Source organism: Vibrio sp. A1-1 (genome assembly GCF_021728175.1).
Lineage (GTDB): Bacteria > Pseudomonadota > Gammaproteobacteria > Enterobacterales > Vibrionaceae > Vibrio > Vibrio diabolicus.
Map to the genome: position 1 here is coordinate 498,408 of NZ_JAKKCL010000001.1, position 21,112 is coordinate 519,519.

The 21,112-nt window shown below is 45.5% G+C and carries 18 protein-coding genes; 2 read left to right on the top strand and 16 right to left on the bottom strand.

Annotated features, from left to right (window positions below; all coding sequences use genetic code 11):
• The first annotated feature begins 96 nt into the window (after positions 1-96).
• Positions 97-1,680 carry a LysM peptidoglycan-binding domain-containing protein gene (locus tag L3V30_RS02330; RefSeq protein ID WP_237308244.1) on the top strand — a complete coding sequence of 528 codons (1,584 nt, stop codon included), beginning with the start codon at positions 97-99 and terminating at the stop codon, positions 1,678-1,680.
• Positions 1,677-2,363: a YIP1 family protein gene (locus L3V30_RS02335; RefSeq protein WP_237308245.1), complete on the top strand. Its 687-nt coding sequence runs from the start codon at positions 1,677-1,679 to the stop codon at positions 2,361-2,363. Before L3V30_RS02330 ends, L3V30_RS02335 begins: the two co-directional genes overlap by 4 nt.
• Before the next feature lies 1 nt (position 2,364).
• Here L3V30_RS02335 and L3V30_RS02340 read toward each other — a convergent pair whose 3' ends face one another.
• From L3V30_RS02340 to L3V30_RS02415, 16 genes are all read right to left on the bottom strand, one after another.
• Entirely contained in the window at positions 2,365-3,210 is an 846-nt protein-coding gene (locus L3V30_RS02340; protein ID WP_237308246.1) for an endonuclease/exonuclease/phosphatase family protein, read from the bottom strand.
• A gap of 139 nt (positions 3,211-3,349) precedes the next feature.
• Positions 3,350-3,688, bottom strand: a complete 339-nt coding sequence (gene glnB, locus L3V30_RS02345; protein ID WP_005436810.1) for a nitrogen regulatory protein P-II — start codon at positions 3,686-3,688, stop codon at positions 3,350-3,352.
• A gap of 187 nt (positions 3,689-3,875) precedes the next feature.
• Positions 3,876-4,190, bottom strand: a complete 315-nt coding sequence (locus tag L3V30_RS02350) for a cytochrome c (RefSeq protein WP_012841507.1) — start codon at positions 4,188-4,190, stop codon at positions 3,876-3,878.
• A gap of 70 nt (positions 4,191-4,260) precedes the next feature.
• A complete protein-coding gene (gene tilS / locus L3V30_RS02355; RefSeq protein WP_237308247.1) occupies positions 4,261-5,571 on the bottom strand; it encodes a tRNA lysidine(34) synthetase TilS in 1,311 nt (436 codons plus the stop codon).
• A 106-nt stretch (positions 5,572-5,677) separates the two neighbouring features.
• Positions 5,678-6,637, bottom strand: a complete 960-nt coding sequence (gene accA / locus L3V30_RS02360) for an acetyl-CoA carboxylase carboxyl transferase subunit alpha (RefSeq protein ID WP_005380365.1) — start codon at positions 6,635-6,637, stop codon at positions 5,678-5,680.
• 46 nt (positions 6,638-6,683) lie between these two features.
• Positions 6,684-10,163: a DNA polymerase III subunit alpha gene (gene dnaE, locus L3V30_RS02365; protein ID WP_145473571.1), complete on the bottom strand. Its 3,480-nt coding sequence runs from the start codon at positions 10,161-10,163 to the stop codon at positions 6,684-6,686.
• Positions 10,164-10,244: 81 nt separating this feature from the next.
• A complete protein-coding gene (gene rnhB, locus L3V30_RS02370) occupies positions 10,245-10,880 on the bottom strand; it encodes a ribonuclease HII (protein WP_005380361.1) in 636 nt (211 codons plus the stop codon).
• Between the two features lie 9 nt (positions 10,881-10,889).
• On the bottom strand, positions 10,890-12,029 hold the full coding sequence (gene lpxB / locus L3V30_RS02375; protein WP_237308248.1) for a lipid-A-disaccharide synthase: 1,140 nt from the start codon (positions 12,027-12,029) through the stop codon (positions 10,890-10,892).
• Positions 12,030-12,148: 119 nt separating this feature from the next.
• Entirely contained in the window at positions 12,149-12,937 is a 789-nt protein-coding gene (gene lpxA / locus L3V30_RS02380) for an acyl-ACP--UDP-N-acetylglucosamine O-acyltransferase (RefSeq protein WP_145473568.1), read from the bottom strand.
• Position 12,938: 1 nt separating this feature from the next.
• A complete protein-coding gene (gene fabZ / locus L3V30_RS02385; RefSeq protein ID WP_005380349.1) occupies positions 12,939-13,391 on the bottom strand; it encodes a 3-hydroxyacyl-ACP dehydratase FabZ in 453 nt (150 codons plus the stop codon).
• A 232-nt stretch (positions 13,392-13,623) separates the two neighbouring features.
• Positions 13,624-14,655: a UDP-3-O-(3-hydroxymyristoyl)glucosamine N-acyltransferase gene (gene lpxD / locus L3V30_RS02390; protein WP_124008423.1), complete on the bottom strand. Its 1,032-nt coding sequence runs from the start codon at positions 14,653-14,655 to the stop codon at positions 13,624-13,626.
• A gap of 6 nt (positions 14,656-14,661) precedes the next feature.
• Complete coding sequence (locus tag L3V30_RS02395; protein WP_005391804.1) at positions 14,662-15,171, bottom strand: OmpH family outer membrane protein; 510 nt, start codon at positions 15,169-15,171, stop codon at positions 14,662-14,664.
• 13 nt (positions 15,172-15,184) lie between these two features.
• Positions 15,185-17,599, bottom strand: coding sequence for an outer membrane protein assembly factor BamA (gene bamA / locus L3V30_RS02400; protein WP_006741664.1), 2,415 nt, complete (start codon positions 17,597-17,599; stop codon positions 15,185-15,187).
• A gap of 44 nt (positions 17,600-17,643) precedes the next feature.
• Positions 17,644-19,002, bottom strand: a complete 1,359-nt coding sequence (gene rseP, locus L3V30_RS02405; RefSeq protein ID WP_124008424.1) for a sigma E protease regulator RseP — start codon at positions 19,000-19,002, stop codon at positions 17,644-17,646.
• Complete coding sequence (ispC, locus tag L3V30_RS02410) at positions 19,002-20,207, bottom strand: 1-deoxy-D-xylulose-5-phosphate reductoisomerase (RefSeq protein ID WP_006743377.1); 1,206 nt, start codon at positions 20,205-20,207, stop codon at positions 19,002-19,004. Before ispC ends, rseP begins: the two co-directional genes overlap by 1 nt.
• A gap of 50 nt (positions 20,208-20,257) precedes the next feature.
• Positions 20,258-21,100, bottom strand: a complete 843-nt coding sequence (locus L3V30_RS02415; protein ID WP_046875500.1) for a phosphatidate cytidylyltransferase — start codon at positions 21,098-21,100, stop codon at positions 20,258-20,260.
• Positions 21,101-21,112: the final 12 nt, after the last annotated feature.

The following is a 21,112-nucleotide window of genomic DNA, read 5'->3' on the forward strand; positions in this document are numbered from 1 at the left end:
AGTGTTTAAAAGATGTCTATTATCTTGCGACTGCCACGCACATTGTGTTGCGCGACAGGCAGGTGAAGATAAAAAGGCCCTAAATAGGCTGAATCCATGCGTTTGAAGTATACCTGGGCGTTGGCGTTGTTATTATCTGGCTGTCAATTGACTCAGTCAGACTCAACGTCTTCTACACCAGAAGCCAATAAATCTGAGCAGACTGCAAAACAAAATGCAGCGAAGGCTCAACCGGGCAACACATCGTCTTTAGCAAAAAAATCCGCTAACGACGCGCCTAAAGTTCTTTCCCCTCAGGAACAAGAAGATGTATGGCAACGTATCGCCATGCAACTTGAAATGGATATCCCAAACCATAAGAAAGTGGACTACTACCGTACGTGGTATCTAAAGCACCCGAATCACCTTTACACGGTGTCTAAGCGTGCGACTCCTTTTCTATACATGATCACAAAACGTATCGAAGAGCGTGGACTTCCAATGGAGCTTGCTTTGCTTCCTGTGGTGGAAAGCTCATTCGATGCCTTTGCCTACTCACACGGTAGTGCAGCTGGATTGTGGCAATTTGTCCCTGGCACCGGAAAGATGATGGGACTAGAGCAAAACTACTGGTATGACGGTCGCCGAGATGTGGCAGCAGCAACGGATGCCGCGCTGGACTACCTTGTACAACTAAACGAGCGTTTTGATGGTAGCTGGGAGCATGCAATTGCCGCTTACAATAGTGGTGGTGGCCGTGTTTCTAGCGCAATTCGTAAGAATAAAAAGCTCGGTAAACCTATCGATTTCTTCTCATTGGACTTACCAAAAGAGACCAGCAGTTACGTTCCTAAGCTGCTAGCTTTGGCTGACGTCATCGCAAACCAAGACAAGTACGGACTTAATATTCCTGCGATTCCAAACAAACCTGTTCTAACGCTTGTCGATCCGAAAGAACAACTTGATCTGGCCATTGCAGCAGATTATGCCGGCATTGGTGTGAAAGAGTTACAAAGTTACAACCCTGCATACAACCAATGGTCGACTGCGCCTGAAGGTCCGCACCAACTTTTGATTCCGGTAGAGAAAAAAGAGACTTTTCTCACTAAGGTGGAGAAAAACCGTGGTAAAGGTATGAAGGTCGCTCGCTACAAGGTGAAGTCTGGTGACTCTTTAAGTGTGCTAGCTAATAAATACGGCACAACCACAAAAGTGATTCGACGTGCCAACGGCCTATCGAACAACAACATTCGTATTGGTCAATACCTGTTGATTCCGACATCAACAAAAGACGATGCAAAATACGCATTAACGGCACAAAACCGATTAAGCAAGACTCAATCACGTGCTCGTGGACAACTTAAGCTCACTCATGTCGTTCAGTCTGGAGAAAGTTTGTGGTCAATCGCACGTGAAAATAAAGTATCGTATAAATCGTTAGCAAAATGGAATGGCATGGGCCCTAAAGATCCATTGCGTGTGGGTCAAAAGCTCGTGATTTGGAAGGACTCAGACAAAGGTGCTGTGATCCGTACCGTTTTCTACAACGTTCGCTCCGGTGACACCATTAGCGGCATTGCAAGCAAGTTCAAAGTAAAAACAAACGACATCGTAAAATGGAACTCGCTACACAAGAAAAAATACTTACAACCAGGTCAAAAACTTAAGTTGTACGTTGACGTAACGAAGGTAAGTGTATGAACCCATCAAGCAACCCACTTGTGATGCTGTTGGACATTTTTCGTTCTCCAACATCTTGCTTTCTAGCACTTTACCAACGCGGCGGATGGGGATGGCAACCGTTCATCTTCTTGATGCTTAGTCCGTTTTTATTCTGGGGCGCTTACTTTTCGAATGTCGATTTCACGTGGCTCAGTGACCAACTTGCCGAGCAGTTTCAGCAAATCGACCCAAAGCAGATTGAGCTATTAGAGCCAAACACGCTAATGGCAAGTGCGATCATCAATGATGTATTCAACCGCTTTGCCACCTTACTGTTGCTTGCGCTTTGGTTCTTTCTTGCAACGAAGGCAAGCAAGCAACAATATGGTTACTGGAAGTGGTTTGCCGCGTCGTGTGCAATCTTATTCCCAGCAGTACTAGGCGATATAGCAAGCTACGCGAGCCTATTGCTCAAGCATGGCCAGGTGATGACTTACGCAGCAGATTTAAACAGCCTCAATGGTCTATTAAAACTGCCACTCACCAACGAGTGGTCGCATTTTGCCAGCTCACTACCACTACTGCTGCCTTGGTACATTGTACTGGGCTACGGTGTTGTGCTTACTTGGACTGAGTTTGAACGTGGGCAAGCCTTGGTGATTGCAAGCCTGCCATGGGTATTCTTCTACGTTATTTGGGCGCTTTATATTGTAGTGACCTAAGCTAGTCATCTAACGTAAATGACAGTAACAATGGGTTATGATCGGAAGCGTCGCTCTGCGGCGCTTTCGCGTATTTGAGGGTCAGTCCTCGGTAAAATACGTGATCCAACGGTAATCCCGTTATAAATTGGACTCGATGATCAGGCGAGAACGTCACTTCTTGCAAGTCCGCGGCTTTTAAGGTCTGTCGCATCGCATTAACGCGAGATTCACTCCAACTATTGAAGTCTCCAGCGAATAGGATCGGCCCTGTATGATGCTTTAAAAGCATTTCAAGAGCCGTTAACTGAGAGACATACTCTTGCGTGCCAACCGTGAAGTTAATTGCATGTACATTCACCACAGCGAGTCTCTCGCCATTGCTTAATTGATATTGGCTGTATAGTGCAGACTTGGGTAAACGCAGCCAAGGCTCTTTAGACGTATAAGCACAGGCTTTTTCTGGTTGCCCTTGAGCGATACTAATCACACCCGCACCGCTGCCCAGCGCCTTAAAGGCACTCACTTGGTTGCTGACCCAGTTGCCATCCACCAACCATTGCTTAAAAGATGGTGTCATGCTGGCTTCTTGCAATAACAGCAGCTGCTTATCAGCAGAGAATTCATTGAGTGCGCTTTGCCAATTATTCCGGTTCTGTTTGTAGATATTCCAGACAAGTACATTGATTTCACCGCCCTGATCCAGAGCTTTTGAGCCGCTAAATTCGATACACCTAATATCCTGCGTCAGCTCTGAACCTGTTTGAGTAATGATTTGCGGCTGATCTGGTACGGTGAAAATAACCTGGAAGCCGACCAATACCGCCATAATAAGAAAAGCTAACGCCAGAAAAAAACGCTTAAACATACGACAAACCTGAATATACGCACCCTAAAACTGGAACAACCAACCTCGGGTTATTTGATTTCACTGAAAGTAAAAAACAAAAAAGGAGCCACTTGGCTCCCTTTTAGCATAATAAATACGAGACAGGTAACAAGAAACCTTAGATCGCGTCTTCGTCTTCTTCACCAGTACGGATACGAACCACACGCTCAACATCAGTAACAAAGATTTTACCATCACCAATTTTGCCGGTTTGCGCGGTTTCAATGATCGTCTCTACGCATTTATCAGCCACATCTTCCGTTACAACGATTTCGAGCTTCACTTTAGGCAGAAAGTCCACCATGTACTCTGCACCACGGTAAAGCTCGGTGTGACCTTTTTGGCGACCAAAGCCTTTCACTTCAGAGACGGTCATCCCTGTAATGCCAACTTCAGCTAGCGCTTCTCGAACATCATCCAATTTAAATGGCTTGATAATCGCTTCAATTTTTTTCATGTTCATCCCTTAAGCTTCAATCGATTGCGCTTATTATCGTTTAGCGTTTCGCAACATTCAATGTTTGTCTATGATCCACCAGCGAAAATCCAGATTGAGCAAATTAACATAGCGAATATCGTGAGTTGATAAAACCCAAGTAAGGACTGCTCAATGCCCAATCGTCCAAGCTTTTTCAGACGCGCGTTTACTTCAAACTTGCGTAGTAAGCCGCTAGATTAGCGATGTCTTCATCAGACAACAGTGAAGCTTGAGCTTGCATAACAGCAGCAAGACCACCTGTTCGCTCTTTGTTTTTATAGGCTTTAATTGAACTGATAATATATTGCTCATTTTGCCCTTTCAGGTTTGGGTAACCCGGAATGACAGCAATACCGTCGGCACCATGACATGCTGCGCATACTCCTGCCTTTGCTTGACCTGCTGTGGCATCTCCCGCAGCTAGAGCCTGCCCACTGAGCATGGTTAGCGCCACCATTGCGCCCATGATTGTTTTCTTCATTGCTTCACCTAATCAATTATTATTTAAGGATTTTTATATTTTATAATCGACATTGTGGCATGAATTTTCATTACCTGCGCCAAATAAGTTCACAATCTTGACCATTAAACGCCTGATCAACGAACAGATCTGCCACAGCAACGACTCGGTCTTGGTACATCAAAATCGGAATTTGACGACGCAGCCAGCTTGGCACATTGTATTCTTGGAACAACTTCTTCAGTTTTCGACTGTGATTACGCGTGGTTGGATGCGCTGATAAGCCTTCCGGATTAAAGGTCACGCGAAGCAATTCTGGCTGACTCGGAAGCGCAATCGTTGCGTTGCTAGAACTCGTCGTTAAGGTCAGCTCCCCTAGCCGCTCTGGAAGCGATAAAACGGTATCGACTTGAATCGTACTTTGCCACTCAGTGACGTCAGCTATTTCCGTTACCCAATAGAGACGATTTCGAAAACGGCGCACTTCACCTTGTTTAAGTTGTAGTTTGGGGTTGGCATCTTGCTGAGCTAATGCGACTTCATTCCAGATAAGATTGAGTTGTACCTGAGTCGGCATACTAGTATTAAGCTTAGCCAGCCACATACGAATCAAGCGCGCACGCGCTAATTCACTGTGCTTAGCCAGTTCTTCAATACTCAAACTTAGATCCGTTTGTAAAGCGCGTTCAAACACCGCGCTCAATAGTTCATCCAATAGCGCTTCTTGTTGAGCACATAAGCTTGCACTGCGCTGAACCGCTTGATGGATACTAGGCCAGCGACCAGACAATTCAGGGATAACACAATGACGAAGAAAGTTACGATCATAACGAGTATCTTGGTTGCTTTCGTCTTCCACCCATTCCAAGCCTAACTTAGTAGCCGCGTCTTCGATGGTCTTCCGCTTGATAGTAAGCAATGGTCGAACTAGGGATCCGCCAGAAAACGGCATACTCTCCGCCATCGAAGATAACCCTTTTGGCCCGCTGCCTCGCTTAAGAGCAAGGAGAAAAGTCTCTAGTTGATCATCAGCATGTTGGCCGGTCAACAGTATATCGCCTTCTTGAATGTACTTAGTTAAGGCTTGATAGCGAGCTTCACGAGCAAGAAGTTCAATACTTTCACCATTGCTGATGTCTAAGCTCACTCGCTCAATCGAGCATGATATGCCCACTTGTTTTGCCCAAAGTAAGCATTTATCGGCCCAATCATCGGCATTCGAGCTCAAACCATGGTGCACATATACGGCATGGCACTCTATCGAATGCGCTTGTTGATAGCGACTGAGTAATTCGAGTAAAAGACGTGAATCCACTCCTCCGCTAAACGCCAAGACAACCTTAGTGCCTGATTGATAGTAGCGGCAGAGAACTTGAGCAAAATGCGGGTAAAGCGATTCCATAAGCGATCCGATAGGTACAAAAAAGGGCTGGACTCTCATCCAACCCTTTCTATTTTAACTGTTATCACTTGAGATATCAGCTAACGCTTAATAGCAATCACCGAAATTAACAGTAACCGTAGCTCATTAGGCGCTGGTAACGACGTTCACGTAGCGTCTCTTCATCCAATTGTTCTAGATCTTCTAGCTGACGAAGTAGTGTCGCTTTCATATTCGCTGCCATTTGAACATGATCGCGATGAGCGCCGCCTAGTGGCTCTTCAATGATTTCGTCGATCAGTTCAAGCTCTTTAAGACGAGGAGCAGTTAGACCCATCGCTTCTGCCGCTTGCGGTGCTTTGTCAGAATCACGCCATAAGATTGAAGCACAACCTTCAGGAGAGATTACTGAGTATGTAGAGTACTGAAGCATGTTCACGTAGTCGCCTACACCAATTGCTAGTGCGCCACCTGAACCACCTTCACCAACAACGTTACAGATTACTGGCACTTTAAGACCAGACATCACTTTTAGGTTTTTCGCGATAGCTTCAGATTGACCACGCTCTTCTGCGCCCACACCTGGGTACGCGCCAGCCGTATCGATAAATGTGATGATCGGCATGTTGAAACGCTCAGCCATTTCCATCAAACGTAGCGCTTTACGGTAACCTTCTGGTTTTGGCATACCAAAGTTACGTTTCACTTTCTCTTTGGTTTCACGACCTTTTTGGTGACCAATGATCATCACAGGGCGGCCTTCAAGGCGAGCCATGCCACCCACAATCGCTTTGTCGTCTGCAAACGCGCGGTCACCCGCTAATTCATCAAACTCCTCAAAAGCGTGTTGGATGTAATCCAGCGTGTAAGGACGTAGTGGGTGACGAGCCAGTTGAGCTGTTTCCCATGCGCCTAGGTCGCTGAAGGTTTTTTTCTTCAGCTCTAAGCTTTTCTTCTCAAGCTGTTCGATTTCTTTATCCAGGTCAATCGCAGAATCACCACCGTGACGAGAGACATCACGTAATGCTTCAATTTTCGCTTCTAGTTCTGCAATTGGCTTTTCAAATTCAAGAAAGTTTAGGCTCATCTATGAATCCTTGTTTACTCAGCGTCTAACATATTGCGCTGAATTTTTAGTTAAATTCGAGTTCTACCTGGCTTTTGCCAAGTAACTGTTTTAAATCGTCGAGTAATGTATCACTTGGCGTTACTCGCCACTCGGTGCCCAATGTTAACCGCGCTCTGGCGTCGGCACGCTGGTAGTATACATTGACGGGTACGGTTCCGGCTTTGTGCGGTTCTAAAATACGGCTGAACTGCTCAAAAAACTGATCGTTGATCTGAGTTGCATCGATCGATACCGACAAACCACGAGCGTATTTCTCGCGCGCACTGCCGAGATCCATAACTTCACGCGCCGACATTTTAAGGCCACCGTTGAAGTCATCAAAGCTGACCTGTCCAGAAACGACCAAAATTCTGTCTTTTTCGAGAAGTTCAGCGTATCGATCCAGTGCATCTGAGAACAACATCACTTCCATGCGACCACTTCGGTCATCCAGTGTCATAATGCCAATTCGTGTACCACGCTTAGTCGTCATTACGCGAGCGGCAATAACCAAACCAGCCACCGTGACAGATTGGTCGCGACGCGTAGGCGTTGCGTCTTTTAGTCGACAACTGGTGTATTTGTTTAGTTCCTTTACGTAGGCGTTAATTGGGTGCCCTGTCAAATATAGACCTAGGGTATCACGCTCGCCCTCTAACCACACTTTTTCTGGCCAAGGCGGAACTTGCGTATACTTGTGCTCTACTTCTTCAGGCGCATCCGTTAGCACACCAAACATATCCGTTTGACCAAACGCCTCGGCTTGGTGATGTTGACTTGCCGCTTTTACCGCATCATTGAGTGACGCCATCATCGCCGCGCGGTGTGGACCTAGTCGATCTAACGCACCCGCGTAGATCAGCTTCTCTATCACTCGTTTATTGACGCGTTTTAGATCAACTCGAGCACAGAAATCAAATAGGTCTTTAAAGTGACCACCTTTATTTCTCGCCTCAAGAATCGCATCGATAGGGCCTTCACCTACCCCTTTTATCGCACCAATACCGTAAACAATTGCGCCATTTTCATCAACATTAAAGCGATATAGGCCAGAGTTGATGTCTGGTGGCAGCACGGTGAGCTTCATACGGAAACACTCATCGACCAAGCCAACGACTTTTTCCGTGTTATCCATATCAGCTGTCATTACCGCGGCCATAAATTCGGCAGGATAATGGGTTTTCAGCCAAAGAGTCTGATAAGAAACCAATGCATAAGCAGCCGAGTGCGATTTGTTAAAACCATAACCAGCGAACTTCTCTACCAAGTCGAAGATTTTCATCGCCAACTCGCCATCGATACCGTTCTTTATCGCACCTTCTTCAAAGATAGCACGTTGTTTTGCCATCTCTTCTGGCTTTTTCTTACCCATTGCACGACGGAGCATGTCCGCACCACCTAGCGTGTAACCCGCTAAGATCTGCGCAATCTGCATTACCTGCTCTTGGTACAGGATGATGCCGTAGGTTGGATCAAGCGTCTCTTTTAGCGACTCGTGTTGCCACTTTTCATCTGGATAAGAGATCGCCTCTCGACCATGTTTACGGTCGATAAAGTTATCTACCATGCCCGATTGCAAAGGACCCGGACGGAAGAGTGCTACCAATGCGATAATGTCTTCGAAACAGTCTGGCTGAAGTCGCTTGATCAGCTCTTTCATACCTCGAGATTCAAGCTGGAATACTGCTGTCGTTTCAGAGTTTTGCAACAAACGGAAAGAGGCTGGGTCTTCTAACGGTATGGATTCAATTTGAACCGGTTCTTTACCTTCTCGCTCTAGACGTGGGTTAATCAGCCCTAACGCCCAGTCAATAATGGTTAAGGTACGTAAACCCAAGAAGTCAAACTTAACTAGGCCAGCGGTCTCAACATCGTTTTTATCAAATTGAGTAACCGGAAAGTGACCTTCAGCGTCTGCATAAATTGGCGCAAAATCGGTAATTGTTGTAGGTGAAATTACAACACCACCAGCGTGTTTACCGGCGTTTCGCGTACAGCCTTCCAAAATATGACACATGTCGATGAGTTCTTTAACTTCCTCATCGGCCTCATACAATTCAGGTAGTGCAGGTTCAGCTTTAAACGCCTTATCTAGCGTCATGCCTGGATCGGGCGGGATCAGCTTTGAAATACGATCAACAAAACCAAATGGATGACCCAATACGCGGCCAACGTCACGGATTACCGCTTTTGCCGCCATGGTACCAAACGTGATGATCTGAGACACCGCGTCACGACCGTACATTTCCGCAACGTGGTCAATAACCTGGTCACGTTTATCCATACAGAAATCGACGTCGAAATCGGGCATCGAGACACGTTCTGGGTTCAAGAAACGTTCGAACAGCAAGTCGTATTCTAATGGATCCAGGTCGGTGATTTTTAATGCGTAAGCCACCAAAGAGCCGGCACCGGAACCACGTCCAGGACCTACAGGAATTCCATTATCTTTTGACCACTGGATGAACTCCATTACGATCAAGAAGTAACCAGGAAATCCCATTTGGTTGATAACATCTAGCTCTATCTGAAGACGTTCATCATATTCAGGGCGACGACGTTTCCTCTCTTCCTCATCTGGAAATAGGAACTCTAAACGCTCTTCCAAGCCCTCTCGGGATTTCATGACTAAGAACTCAGTCTCTTTCATCCCTTCAGTTGGGAAGGCTGGTAGGAAGTACTCCCCTAAGCGCACAGTCACGTTACAACGTTTCGCTATCTCGACACTGTTTTCTAACGCTTCAGGAATATCAGCAAACAGCTCGCACATTTCTTCTTCTGTACGAAGATATTGCTGCGGACTGTAGTTTTTTGGCCTACGCGGATCTTCTAATGTGTAACCATCGTGAATCGCTACGCGTATTTCATGAGCATCAAATAGGTCTGGACTCAGGAATACAACTTCATTGGTCGCCACTACTGGCAAGTCTTGCTGCTCTGCCAATTCAACTGCAAAGTGAAGATAAGTTTCTTCATCTGGACGACCGGTACGAAGTAACTCAAGATAAAAGCGATCTGGAAAATGCTGTTTATAAAAATCAACACACCCTTGCACTATTTGACGGTTGCCTTTCAAAAGGCCGCGACCAATTTCCCCGCTTTTACCGCCGGATAATACAATCAAGCCTTCAGACATTTCAGCCAACCAGACTTTATCAATCACAGGGTGGTGTTGAACATGTCCGCGTAAGTACGCTTTTGATATCAATAACGTCAGGTTCTTATAACCCACATTATCCGCCGCAAGCAAAGTCACTTGTGTCAGCTCTTCACCAAACTCGTCCGACTGCATTTTAAAGTCAGCACCAATGATCGGTTTAACACCACTGCCATGCGCCGTACCGTAAAACTTCACCAAACCACATAGGTTGGTAAAGTCGGTCAACGCCATTGCGGGCATACCGAGCTCAGCAACTTTCTTTACGATTGGCGGAACTTTGTTGAGGCCATCCACCATCGAGAAGTCACTATGAACACGCAGGTGGATGAATTTGGGATCTGACATTAACAGGTACCGTGTAACTCTATTTTGTTGGGGATTCTAACCTAAAGAGGTTGGGTTTATAACACCAATTAGATCGTTTGATTATTCTATGCCTAACGCTTTTTTTACTGGCTTGAAACTCTTGCGGTGTTCACTGATCACTCCGTGTTGCTCAATCGCTTCAAAGTGCGCTTTAGTTGGGTAACCTTTGTGCTTCGCGAAGCCAAATTGTGGATGAAGTTTATCCAACTCTTCCATCTCTTGGTCACGCACGACTTTGGCAATAATTGAAGCCGCACTGATTTCGGCAACACGTAGATCGCCTTTTACTACAGCTTGAGCATCCATTGGCAGCTCCGGACAACGGTTACCATCAATCAACACCAAATCAGGTTGAACCTGTAACCCCGCCACTGCACGCTGCATCGCAACCATAGTCGCCTGCAAAATATTCAGTTGATCGATTTCTTCAGGAGAACAACGCCCGACCGCCCACGCCAATGCTTTTTCTTTGATTTCAGGAAGCAGCGCCATGCGTTTCTTTTCGGTCAATTTTTTCGAATCGTTCAACCCTTCAATAGGATTGTTAGGATCAAGGATAACCGCAGCGGTGACAACGTCTCCCACCAAAGGGCCACGTCCGACCTCGTCGACTCCGGCCACAAGCTGGTAACCTTGCGGATATTCAAACGGAGGGAGTTCAACTTTGGTTTTGGTCGCTTTTGGTTTAACAGCCATGATAAATCTCTATTTTTCAATCAGTTTTAGAACCGCGTTTGCGGCTTGTTGGTCCGCATCTTTACGAATCCAATGATGCATTTCCGTAAACTTATCTAACATCAGTTTATTGTCGCTTTCCAATAAGCGAGAAACCTCAGTAAACAAATTGTCTGGTGTGCACTCATCTTGTAGATATTCTTTAACGAGCTCATCATCCGCTAAGATATTCGGCAATGACACATACTTCGTTTTCAATAAACGTTTAGCCAAGAAAGCGGTAAATGCATTCACACGATAACCCACCACCATTGGACGCTTGAGAAGCATACACTCCAACGCTACGGTACCAGAGGCCAGCATCACGGCATCGGATGCGGTGATGACGTTGCGTGCGGTGTCATCAACTAACTTGAAGTCCAACTCTGGTGCGAGTTCTTTCCAGGCTTGTTCAAACTGTTCGCGGCGTTTTTGATTAACAAGCGCGACAACAAACCCCAGTTCTGGAAATTTTTTATGGAGTAACTTGCAGGTTTCAATAAATGGCTCTGAGAGCATTTTTAACTCGCTACCACGGCTGCCTGGCAGAACAGCAAGCCACTTTTTATCTTGTTCTAAACCAAGCAAGTCACGTGCAGGCGCTTGTTCTGATTCTAGTGGGATGGAATCAGCCAAGGTATGACCAATGAACTCGCAAGGTACATTAAATTTGTCGTAGAACGCTTTCTCAAACGGAAGAAATGCTAGCACCAAGTTCGTTGCCGCTTCTATTTTAAAGATTCGCTTCTGACGCCAAGCCCAAACAGACGGACTCACGTAATGAACGGTTTTAATACCCGCTTGCTTGAGGTCAAGTTCCAGACGTAAGTTGAAGTCAGGAGCATCGATCCCGATGAAAACATCAGGCGGATTCTGAGTAAAATACTGAACGAGCTCAGCTTTCACTTTAAGAAGTCTCGGTAAGCGGCCTAAAACCTCGACTAATCCCATCACCGCAAGCTCTTCCATATCAAACAGAGACTCGCAACCTTGGGCTATCATTTTCGGACCGCCAATGCCTACGAACTCTGCGTCTGGATATTGTTGCTTTACTGCTTTGATAAAGCCTTCACCTAGCGTATCGCCAGACAATTCTCCGGCAATGATGCCAATACGTAATGGTCTTTCCATATCTACTTCGCTATTTTTCCTGTGCGCTATGGATAACGGTTTGCCTTATCCATAAAACACAAAAAGATCGTAACCTCAAATTCGGTCACGATCTTTTTATTTATTGGTTCATTCGCCAATTAACGAATAATGCCACGTTCCGTCGTTTCCAGAATATCTGAGAAACGCTTCACAGCCGGCCACTCTTGAGCCATTTCAGCCAGAATAGGCTTCACTTCTTCTAGCGTCTTACCTGAACGATAGATTTCTTTATACGCTTTTTGCAGCGCACGAATCTCTGGTTTCTCAAAGCCGTTACGCTTCAAGCCAACAAGGTTCAAGCCGAAAGGAGTCGCGTGGTTACCTTGCGCGAGTACGTAAGCTGGGACATCTTGCACCACTGCTGAGCAGCCGCCAATGTACGCGTAGGCGCCCACTGTACAAAACGGATGAATCGCAGACAGTGCCATCACACCGGCATAATCTTCAACAGTAACGTGACCACCAAGAATCGAGTTATTACCGATATGAGTATGGTTACCAATAACAACATCGTGCGCAATGTGTGCATTCACACATAATAAGTTGTCATCACCAATGATCGTGGTTGCTTTGTCTTGCACTGTGCCGCGGTGAACTTGGACCGCTTCACGAATGACGTTACGATCACCGATAACCACAGTTGTGTCTTCACCACTATATTTTTTGTCTTGGTTTTCTTCGCCAATGACAGCATGAGGGAAAATACGGTTATCTTTGCCAATAGTCGTATGGCCTTTGATCACAACGTGAGACATCACTTCTGTGCCTTCACCAATTTCAACCGTAGAGGTGATGTACGTAAAAGGACCGACAGTTACGTTAGCACCAATTTTGGCGCCCTCTTCTACCACCGCTGCCGGGTGGATTTTAGCGGTTTCATGAATCATATTAAAACTCTCGACGAGCACACTTCAGTTCTGCAGAACATACCACTTCGCCGTCAACTTTTGCTACACCGCTAAATGCAGCAATGCCGCGACGTTCTTTCAGAAATTCTACCTCAATAACCAATTGGTCGCCCGGAACCACTGGTTTACGGAATTTCGCGCCGTCTACGCTTGCAAAGTAGTACAGTTCATTTTCTGTTGGTGCACCAAATGATTTAAATGCAAGTAAGCCTGTTGCCTGAGCCATTGCTTCTAAAATCAAAACACCTGGGAATACTGGTAGTTGAGGAAAGTGACCTGTGAACTGAGGTTCGTTAACCGACACGTTTTTAATCGCGTGAAGGTACTTCTCTTCTTGGAAGTCTATCACTCGGTCGATCAATAAGAATGGGTAGCGATGAGGTAGTAGCTCTTGAATTTCAGAGATGTTCATCGTTTTCTTTTCAGTAGTCAAAGTCGTCTTCCTATATCAATTTTTTGCAGCCAGGATGGCAAACGTGGCAACAGGTCGTAAAGCCGAATCGCTTTGCAATATACTAGCAAAATACGCACCATCTTGGAGTTAAATCTACTTAGAGCGCGTCATTATAGAAGAAAAAGACCCGCATTTCGCGAGTCTTCGTACAGAATATGGAACTAGAGCCTGTTAGCTTTCACGTTAAATACAGAGCGAAAGATAACTTGTTCTAACTTTCTTCTTTCTGTTCCAGCTGTTTTTCAACCGCTTTTAGGCGCTTATTCATCTCATCAATACGGTGAACTCGAGTTGCGGTTTTACGCCACTCTCTGTTCGTTTGTAGTGGAATACCTGATGAGTAAAGGCCTTTTTCTTCAATACTGCGCATTACCATGCCCATACCTGTAATCGCCACACCATCTGCGATAGTGATATGGCCATTCAGAACAGACGCGCCGCCAATCTGGCAGTACTTACCAATTTTTGTACTGCCCGCGACAATAGTACCACCAGGCATCACGGTACCATATCCGATCTGCACGTTGTGCGCGATTTGAAGTTGGTTATCCAGAATGACATTGTCTTCAATGATAGTATCTTCGAGTGCACCGCGGTCAATCGTAGTACAAGCACCAATCTCAACGCGGTTACCGATACGCACTGAACCAAGCTGAGGGATTTTGATCCACTCGCCTTTGTCGTTCGCATAACCGAAGCCATCAGAGCCAATGACAGTACCCGATTGAACGAGACAGTCATCACCCAATGACACTTCATGATAGATAGTGACATTAGCCCAAAGCTTGGTGTTATTCCCTAGCTTGGCGTTCTTACCGATAAAACAACCAGCGCCAACGCTTACGTTGTCGCCGAGTTCCACGCCCGTTTCAATCACGGCGTTAGCGCCGACTGTAACGTTCTCACCCATCTTAACGTCAGCGGCAATCACAGCACTTGGTGCAATATCGTCAGCCGGTTTTGGTGTGGTATCCATCGCTTGGACCACACGAGCAAATGCGACATAAGGGTCTGAAACCACTAGCGCATTTCCAACGCATTGCTCTTTATGCTCAGCCTTTACCATAACAACGGTAGCTTGGCACTCAGAAAGGTGTTTTGCGTATTTTGGGTTAGACAAGAAGGTTACATCACCTTCTTGTGCTTTATCCATTGGGGCAACACGGCTTACAACGAGAGACTCGTCACCAAACAGCTCACCCCCGGTAATTGTCGCCAATTCGGCTAATGTTAATGTCTTCATAACTTCTTATTTTAGAGCTTTAATTACGTCTTCAGAGATATTGTATTCTGGCTTGCCGTACTGTAAAGCAGAGATATCAATCACAAGATCGTAACCATTTTTGTCTGCGACCTTCTTAACTGCATCTTGAATCGTTTTGAAAAGCTTCGCTTTTTCTTCAGCTTCACGACGCGCACTTGCTTTTTCAAGTGCTTGTGCTTTCACTTTGTACTCGCTGTCTAGCTTCGCGATATCGATACGTAGCTTTTCAACTTCGTCTTGACCCAAAAGCTCGCCGTCACGTTGTAGCTTCTCAATCTTTGTTTTAGCTTGTGCTTGGATTGACTTCAGTTCATCAGCTTTGCTTTTGAAGTCTTTCTGCATTTTTTGTAGTACAACTTCACGTTGAGGAAGAGCTTGAAAAACTTGAGCTGTATTTACGTAAGCAATTTTCTGTGCAGCTTCTGCCGCATTTGCAAACATTGAAGAGCTCAGTACAAGAAGGCCAATCCCAGCCGCTTTGATCATTTTATTCAAAATATTTTCCTCTTTAGAAAGTTCTACCGATAGTGAATGTGAAGAACTCTTCATCATCGCCATCAAATTTCTTAATTGGTTTCGCTAGTGAGAATACTAGTGGCCCCATTGGAGACATCCACTGCAACGCCGCACCGTAAGAAGAGCGGTAGTTGGTTGGATCTGAGTAATCGTAGTAGTAACGGTCACCATATTCCGCACCTGAATCGCGGTAGTCAAACTCCGTATCCCAAACACTTGCCATATCAAAGAAGATACTGGTACGAATTTGGTTTTGTACTTCTTCTGATGCAAATGGTGTTGGGACAATCAACTCAACACTTGCTAGCGCCACGGCGTTACCACCAACAGAGTCATCTGTTGCTGTATCTGCACCATTGTTTGAGCCTGATGTATCACGGTAAACCGCTTTAGGGCCAACAGAGTTTGAACCAAAACCACGAAGCGACGTAAAGCCACCGGCGTAGTAGTTTTCATAGAATGGGAACAAGTTATCGTTACCATCTGTTTGGCCGTAACCATTGCCGTAACCTAAGCGACCACGGAACAAGAGGGTAAACTCATGCTTCTTAGTCAATGGCACATACTGGCGAACATCGTACTGCATTTTGAAGTATTGAACGTCAGAGCCAGGTACGGTCATTTTATAGAACGCACGTTGGTGGTTACCTGCCGTTGGGAAGTAACCACGGTTTAAGTTATTACGTGTCCAAGAGATATTGAAGTCGAAGTCGTTCGTGTTCAACGCTCCACTAGAATCAATGTTGTCTGCTTGTGCTCGTAAGAATTGCTCTACCTGCAAGTAAGGCGATAAGTTACCGATCTTGTTGTGCGTATAACCGACACCGAATTCAAAACGGTTCAGCTCATCGAATGGGAAGCCCCACGTTAAGCTCGCACCATAGCTTTCGTTGGTATAGTCAACGATATTGGCTTCTTTCGCTTCAAATTCGTTGTAGAAGACCTTACCACCTAAGCTAACACCGTCTAAGTTCCAGTACGGGTCTCGGTAATCTAGACTGATGTTTTTCTGGTAGTCATTCATCATCGCGTTGATACCAACACGGTTACCGCTACCAATAAAGTTATCTTGTTGCAGGCCAACCTGGAAGCTCACACCCGATTCTGTACCGTAGCCAACACCGAAGTTAACGCTACCAGAGTTCGCTTCTTTGACAGAGTAAACTAGGTCAACTTGATCATCACTACCAGGAACTCGAACCGTCTGTACTTCAACATTTTCAAAGTAGCCCAAACGGTTTAGACGAGTTTTACCCGTTTCAATCGATTTCGAGTTTAACCAACTGCCTTCCATCTGACGCATTTCACGACGAAGGACTTCATCTTTGGTTGAGTTGTTACCCGTGAAGCGGATATCACGAACGTAAATTCGGTTACCTGGATCGACGTTAACGACCAAAGATACTTCTTGATTCTCATCGTCAAACTCAGGAATGGTATTCACTTGAGGATAAGCGTAGCCGGACTCACCAAGCACACGTTTAATACCCTCTTCCATTGAAGTGACCAACGAGCCGTTGTACGTCTCATTGTCTTCAAATGGTACAAGTCGTTCGAACGTCGCTTCCTCACCAATCAAATCACCACGGAACTTTACGTCCTTGACGGTGTAAACCTCGCCCTCTTCTAAGCCAAGAGTAATGTATACCCCTTTCTTGTCAGGAGAGATTGCAACTTGTGTCGAATCAACGTTAAATTTTAGGTAACCGCGGTCCAGATAGAATGATTTGAGCGCTTCAATATCACCTGCAAGCACTTGTTTTTGGTACTTTTCGTCAGACAGAAAATTCCACCACGGCACATCAACATTCAAGTTAAAACGAGAAAGAAGGTCCTCATCGCTGAAAACTTCATTGCCGATAAAATTGATTTGCTGAATTTTTGCCGACACGCCTTCAGTAAAGACAAACTTTAGGTCAGAACGGTTACGTGGCAGTGGAGTCACCACCGCTTTTACTGTTGCGTTGTATTTACCTACGCTGTAGTAAAAGTCTTCTAAGCCTTTTTCAATGTTGCTTAGCGTGGTGCGGTCAAGCGCTTCGCCTTCACGAACACCAGATGCGTTCAGGTTTTCTTGTAGCTGCTCGTCCTTGATTGCTTTGTTACCAGAAAATGAGATGCTGGCAATGGTAGGACGTTCTTTGACTTGAACCATCAGAACGCCGCCGTCACGTAACACTTTCACATCTTCAAAGTTACCAGATGCATACAGTGCACGGATAATCTCTGCAACATCGCCTTGGCCAATGGTATCACCGACACGTACAGGCATTTTCAACAACGCAGCACCCAGTGCTACACGCTGCAATCCATCGATTTCAATATCTTGAACTACGAAGTTCTCTGCTCCATTTGCAGATACACTGGTCGCCAGTAAACTTGCAAATAGAATTCGCTTAATCGCCATACTTGTTCTAATTATTCCTTGCTACTGCTTTTGTCTCTGAACTATCACAGACGAGTAAAATCATTAAATAGCGCTAACGCCATGAGCGAGAAGATGATCGCACCACCAATTCTAAAACCCATTTCCTGCACTCTCTCAGGAACGGGACGTCGAATGACTGCTTCAATTGCAAAAAACAACAAATGACCGCCATCCAACATTGGTAAAGGAACGAGATTAATAATACCTAGGTTAACACTAATTAGAGCGAGAAAACCTAAAAAGTAGACCAAGCCATAATCAGCCGTCGCACCTGCGCCTTTGGCTATTGATATTGGACCACTCAGATTATTCAGACCAACGTCACCAACAATCAGTTTCTTAAGCATGCTGATTGTCAAGCCAATGACTTGGCCGGTTTTGTCTACCGCCTTACCTACTGACTCGAATACACCAAACTGAAGGTCGAAGCGATAACTTTCTGGCCATTCTGCGACTTTAGGTGCAATACCTGCAAAACCAACGACTTCTTTGTTAGCTAGCTCACGGCTACCAGGCGTCAGCGTTAATGTTTGCTCATAGCCCTGACGCAATACCGTTAATTCAATCGGTGTATCAGGATTAGAGCGAACCGCTTCAACAACCTGCTTCCACTCCGTAACGCGTTGTTCACCAATAGCGACAATCTCATCACCTGGAAGCACACCTGCTTTTTCCGCCGCTCCACCTTGCGAAACCTGTTCGATAACGCGATACACCTCCGGTGTATACGGCGCAAAACCTAATGACTGCATCGCAGACTGAGTTTCAGGGTCGAACTCCCATTCGCGCAGATCGAGCGTTTTCGTTACTTCTGAACCAACTTCATTCGCTGACGTCAGTGTTACTGTCATCAAATCATCGCCAATATGAGAAATCAATCCCATATTTACCGATTCCCAATCCGGAGTTTTGATACCAGATATCGATTTAAGTTCCATTCCTGATTCAATTCCGGCTTCTGCGACGATCGAATTGGGCGTAACTTCACCAATTACTGGCTTAACTGCTGGGATACCAATAAGAAATACGAGCCAATAGGCGAAAATTGCGAAAAGGAAATTAAAGATAGGGCCTGCCGCAACAATAGAGGTTCGCTTCCATAGCGGCTTCTTATCAAACGCTAAGTGTTTCTCATGTTCTGGCACCTCATCAACACGACTATCAACCATTTTTACATAGCCGCCGAGAGGGATCATTGAGATGCTGTACTCCGTTCCGTCTTTGCCTACCTTACTCCAGATAGACTTACCGAAACCGATTGAAAACTTTTCAACTTTCACGCCGCAACGGCGAGCAACCCAAAAGTGCCCAAACTCGTGCACAGCAACAAGAATGCCCAGTGCGACGATAAAAGAAATGAGATTCCACAATATACCTGTCATCAGCTACGCTCGCGTATGGTTTCTAGGGCAATAGTTCGTGCCATTCTATCTAGCTCTAACAAGCTTTCCAAGCTATTCGCATTCTCAGCTTTGCAGCTTGCATTGATTTTGTTCAACACAGACTCATTGATGCGAGCGATATCCGTAAAACCTAAGCTGTTATTTAAAAATGCATCAACAGCAACTTCATTCGCTGCATTCAGTGCCGTTGTTGCATGTTGACCTTCATAACAAGCGTCAATTGCTAGTTTTAAACATGGGTAACGAGCAAAATCAGGTTGCAAAAACGTCAATTCGCCAATTTGCGTGAAGTCTAGTGGCTTAACCCCAGCTTCAACTCTTGATGGGTATGACATAGTCAGTGCAATAGGGGTCGCCATATCCGGCTCACCCATTTGTGCCAAAACCGAACCATCGCGGTATTGAACCATTGAATGAATAACAGACTGCGGATGAATAATAACCTTTAGCTGCTCGCGAGCCGCATTAAACAACCATTTAGCTTCGATATACTCTAAGCCTTTGTTCATCATCGTGGCTGAGTCAACGGAAATCTTTGGTCCCATCGACCAGTTTGGATGGGCGATCGCCTGTTCAGGAGTCACCTTTTCCAGTTCTGCGATGTCAGTGTAACGGAAAGGACCACCAGAACCAGTCAGCAAAATATGAGAAATGCCATGTTCTTGTAAATTACAACGACCTAAATTGGTTTGTACTTGCTGTGGTAAGCACTGGAAAATAGCATTGTGTTCACTATCGACGGGAAGTAGCTCCGCACCAAACTCTTCTACGGCATCAATAAATAACTGGCCTGACATTACCAGCGCTTCTTTATTTGCCAACAATACTCGCTTACCAGCTTTCACAGCAGCCATGGTAGGCAGTAGACCAGCCGCTCCGACAATAGCAGCCATCACACTGTCAACTTCGTCCAATGAAGAAATATGGCATAGAGCATCCACACCACCTAATACTTCGGTGTTTGGCGAAACCAAATGTAACTCAGATTGGAGTTGAATCGCTGCGGCTTTGTCCGCCATTACCGCGTATTTAGGTTGCCACTGACGACATAGCCCGATCATCTTTTCAACGTTGGTGCTTGCCGCTAAGGCAACGACAGAAAACAGCTCTGGGTTTTGTTCGACCACTTTAAGCGTGCTTGCACCAATGGATCCAGTAGCACCAAGAATCGTTAACTTTTGCATGTTGTAAGACCGTTAGAAAGCTCAGGAGCGACAATGCCGCTCCTGATAAATTAGAATACGTAGTAAAGAAGAGCAAAAACTGGGAATGCTGCGGTTAGGCTGTCAATACGATCGAGCACACCGCCATGTCCTGGGATAATGTTGCTGCTGTCTTTAATGCCTGAGACACGCTTGAACATACTTTCCACCAGATCGCCGAGCACTGATATAACAACAGTAACCAACGTAATCAACACCATATGTACAGGACTGGTGAACTGAATATCGAACCAATCAGCAAACGCCCACGCCACGATCAATGCCGTGATAATGCCGCCAATAAGCCCTTCAATGGTTTTATTCGGACTGACATGTGGCGCCATCTTACGTTTGCCTAAGCTTTTGCCTGCAAAGTAAGCACCGCTATCTGCAGCCCATACCAAGAAACAAACGTATAACACGAGCTTTGCTCCGTGGTATGGATCTACCGTAATGTCATGAGCTCTAAGAATAACTACACTCCAAAGGAATGGAATTAATGTCAGAAAACCAAACACATGGCGTAAAACAAAATTATTTTGCCAAGATTTCGTCGTTTTGGGATAAGTAATCGCCATTAAGCTAGCAATAATCCACCAAACAAAACCAAGGCCCAGCACAACATAATGAGGCGTTGCTAAATGGTTGAGGCTATGTGCGTCAGGCGAAATATATAGAAAACTAAGTCCAGTAACAATGACTGCCGGAACGAGGGCAGCAAAGCGAGAGTTGCTTCCTGTAAATTGAGTCCACTCCCAAAAACCTAATAGCGTAATTGCAGTTAAAGCGGCAATAAAGCCCATTAGGGGTAATTTAAAAATGCCTAAAATAACCAGGGGAGCTAAAATTAGTGCTGTTATTATTCTCTGTTTCAAACTAACTAGTCC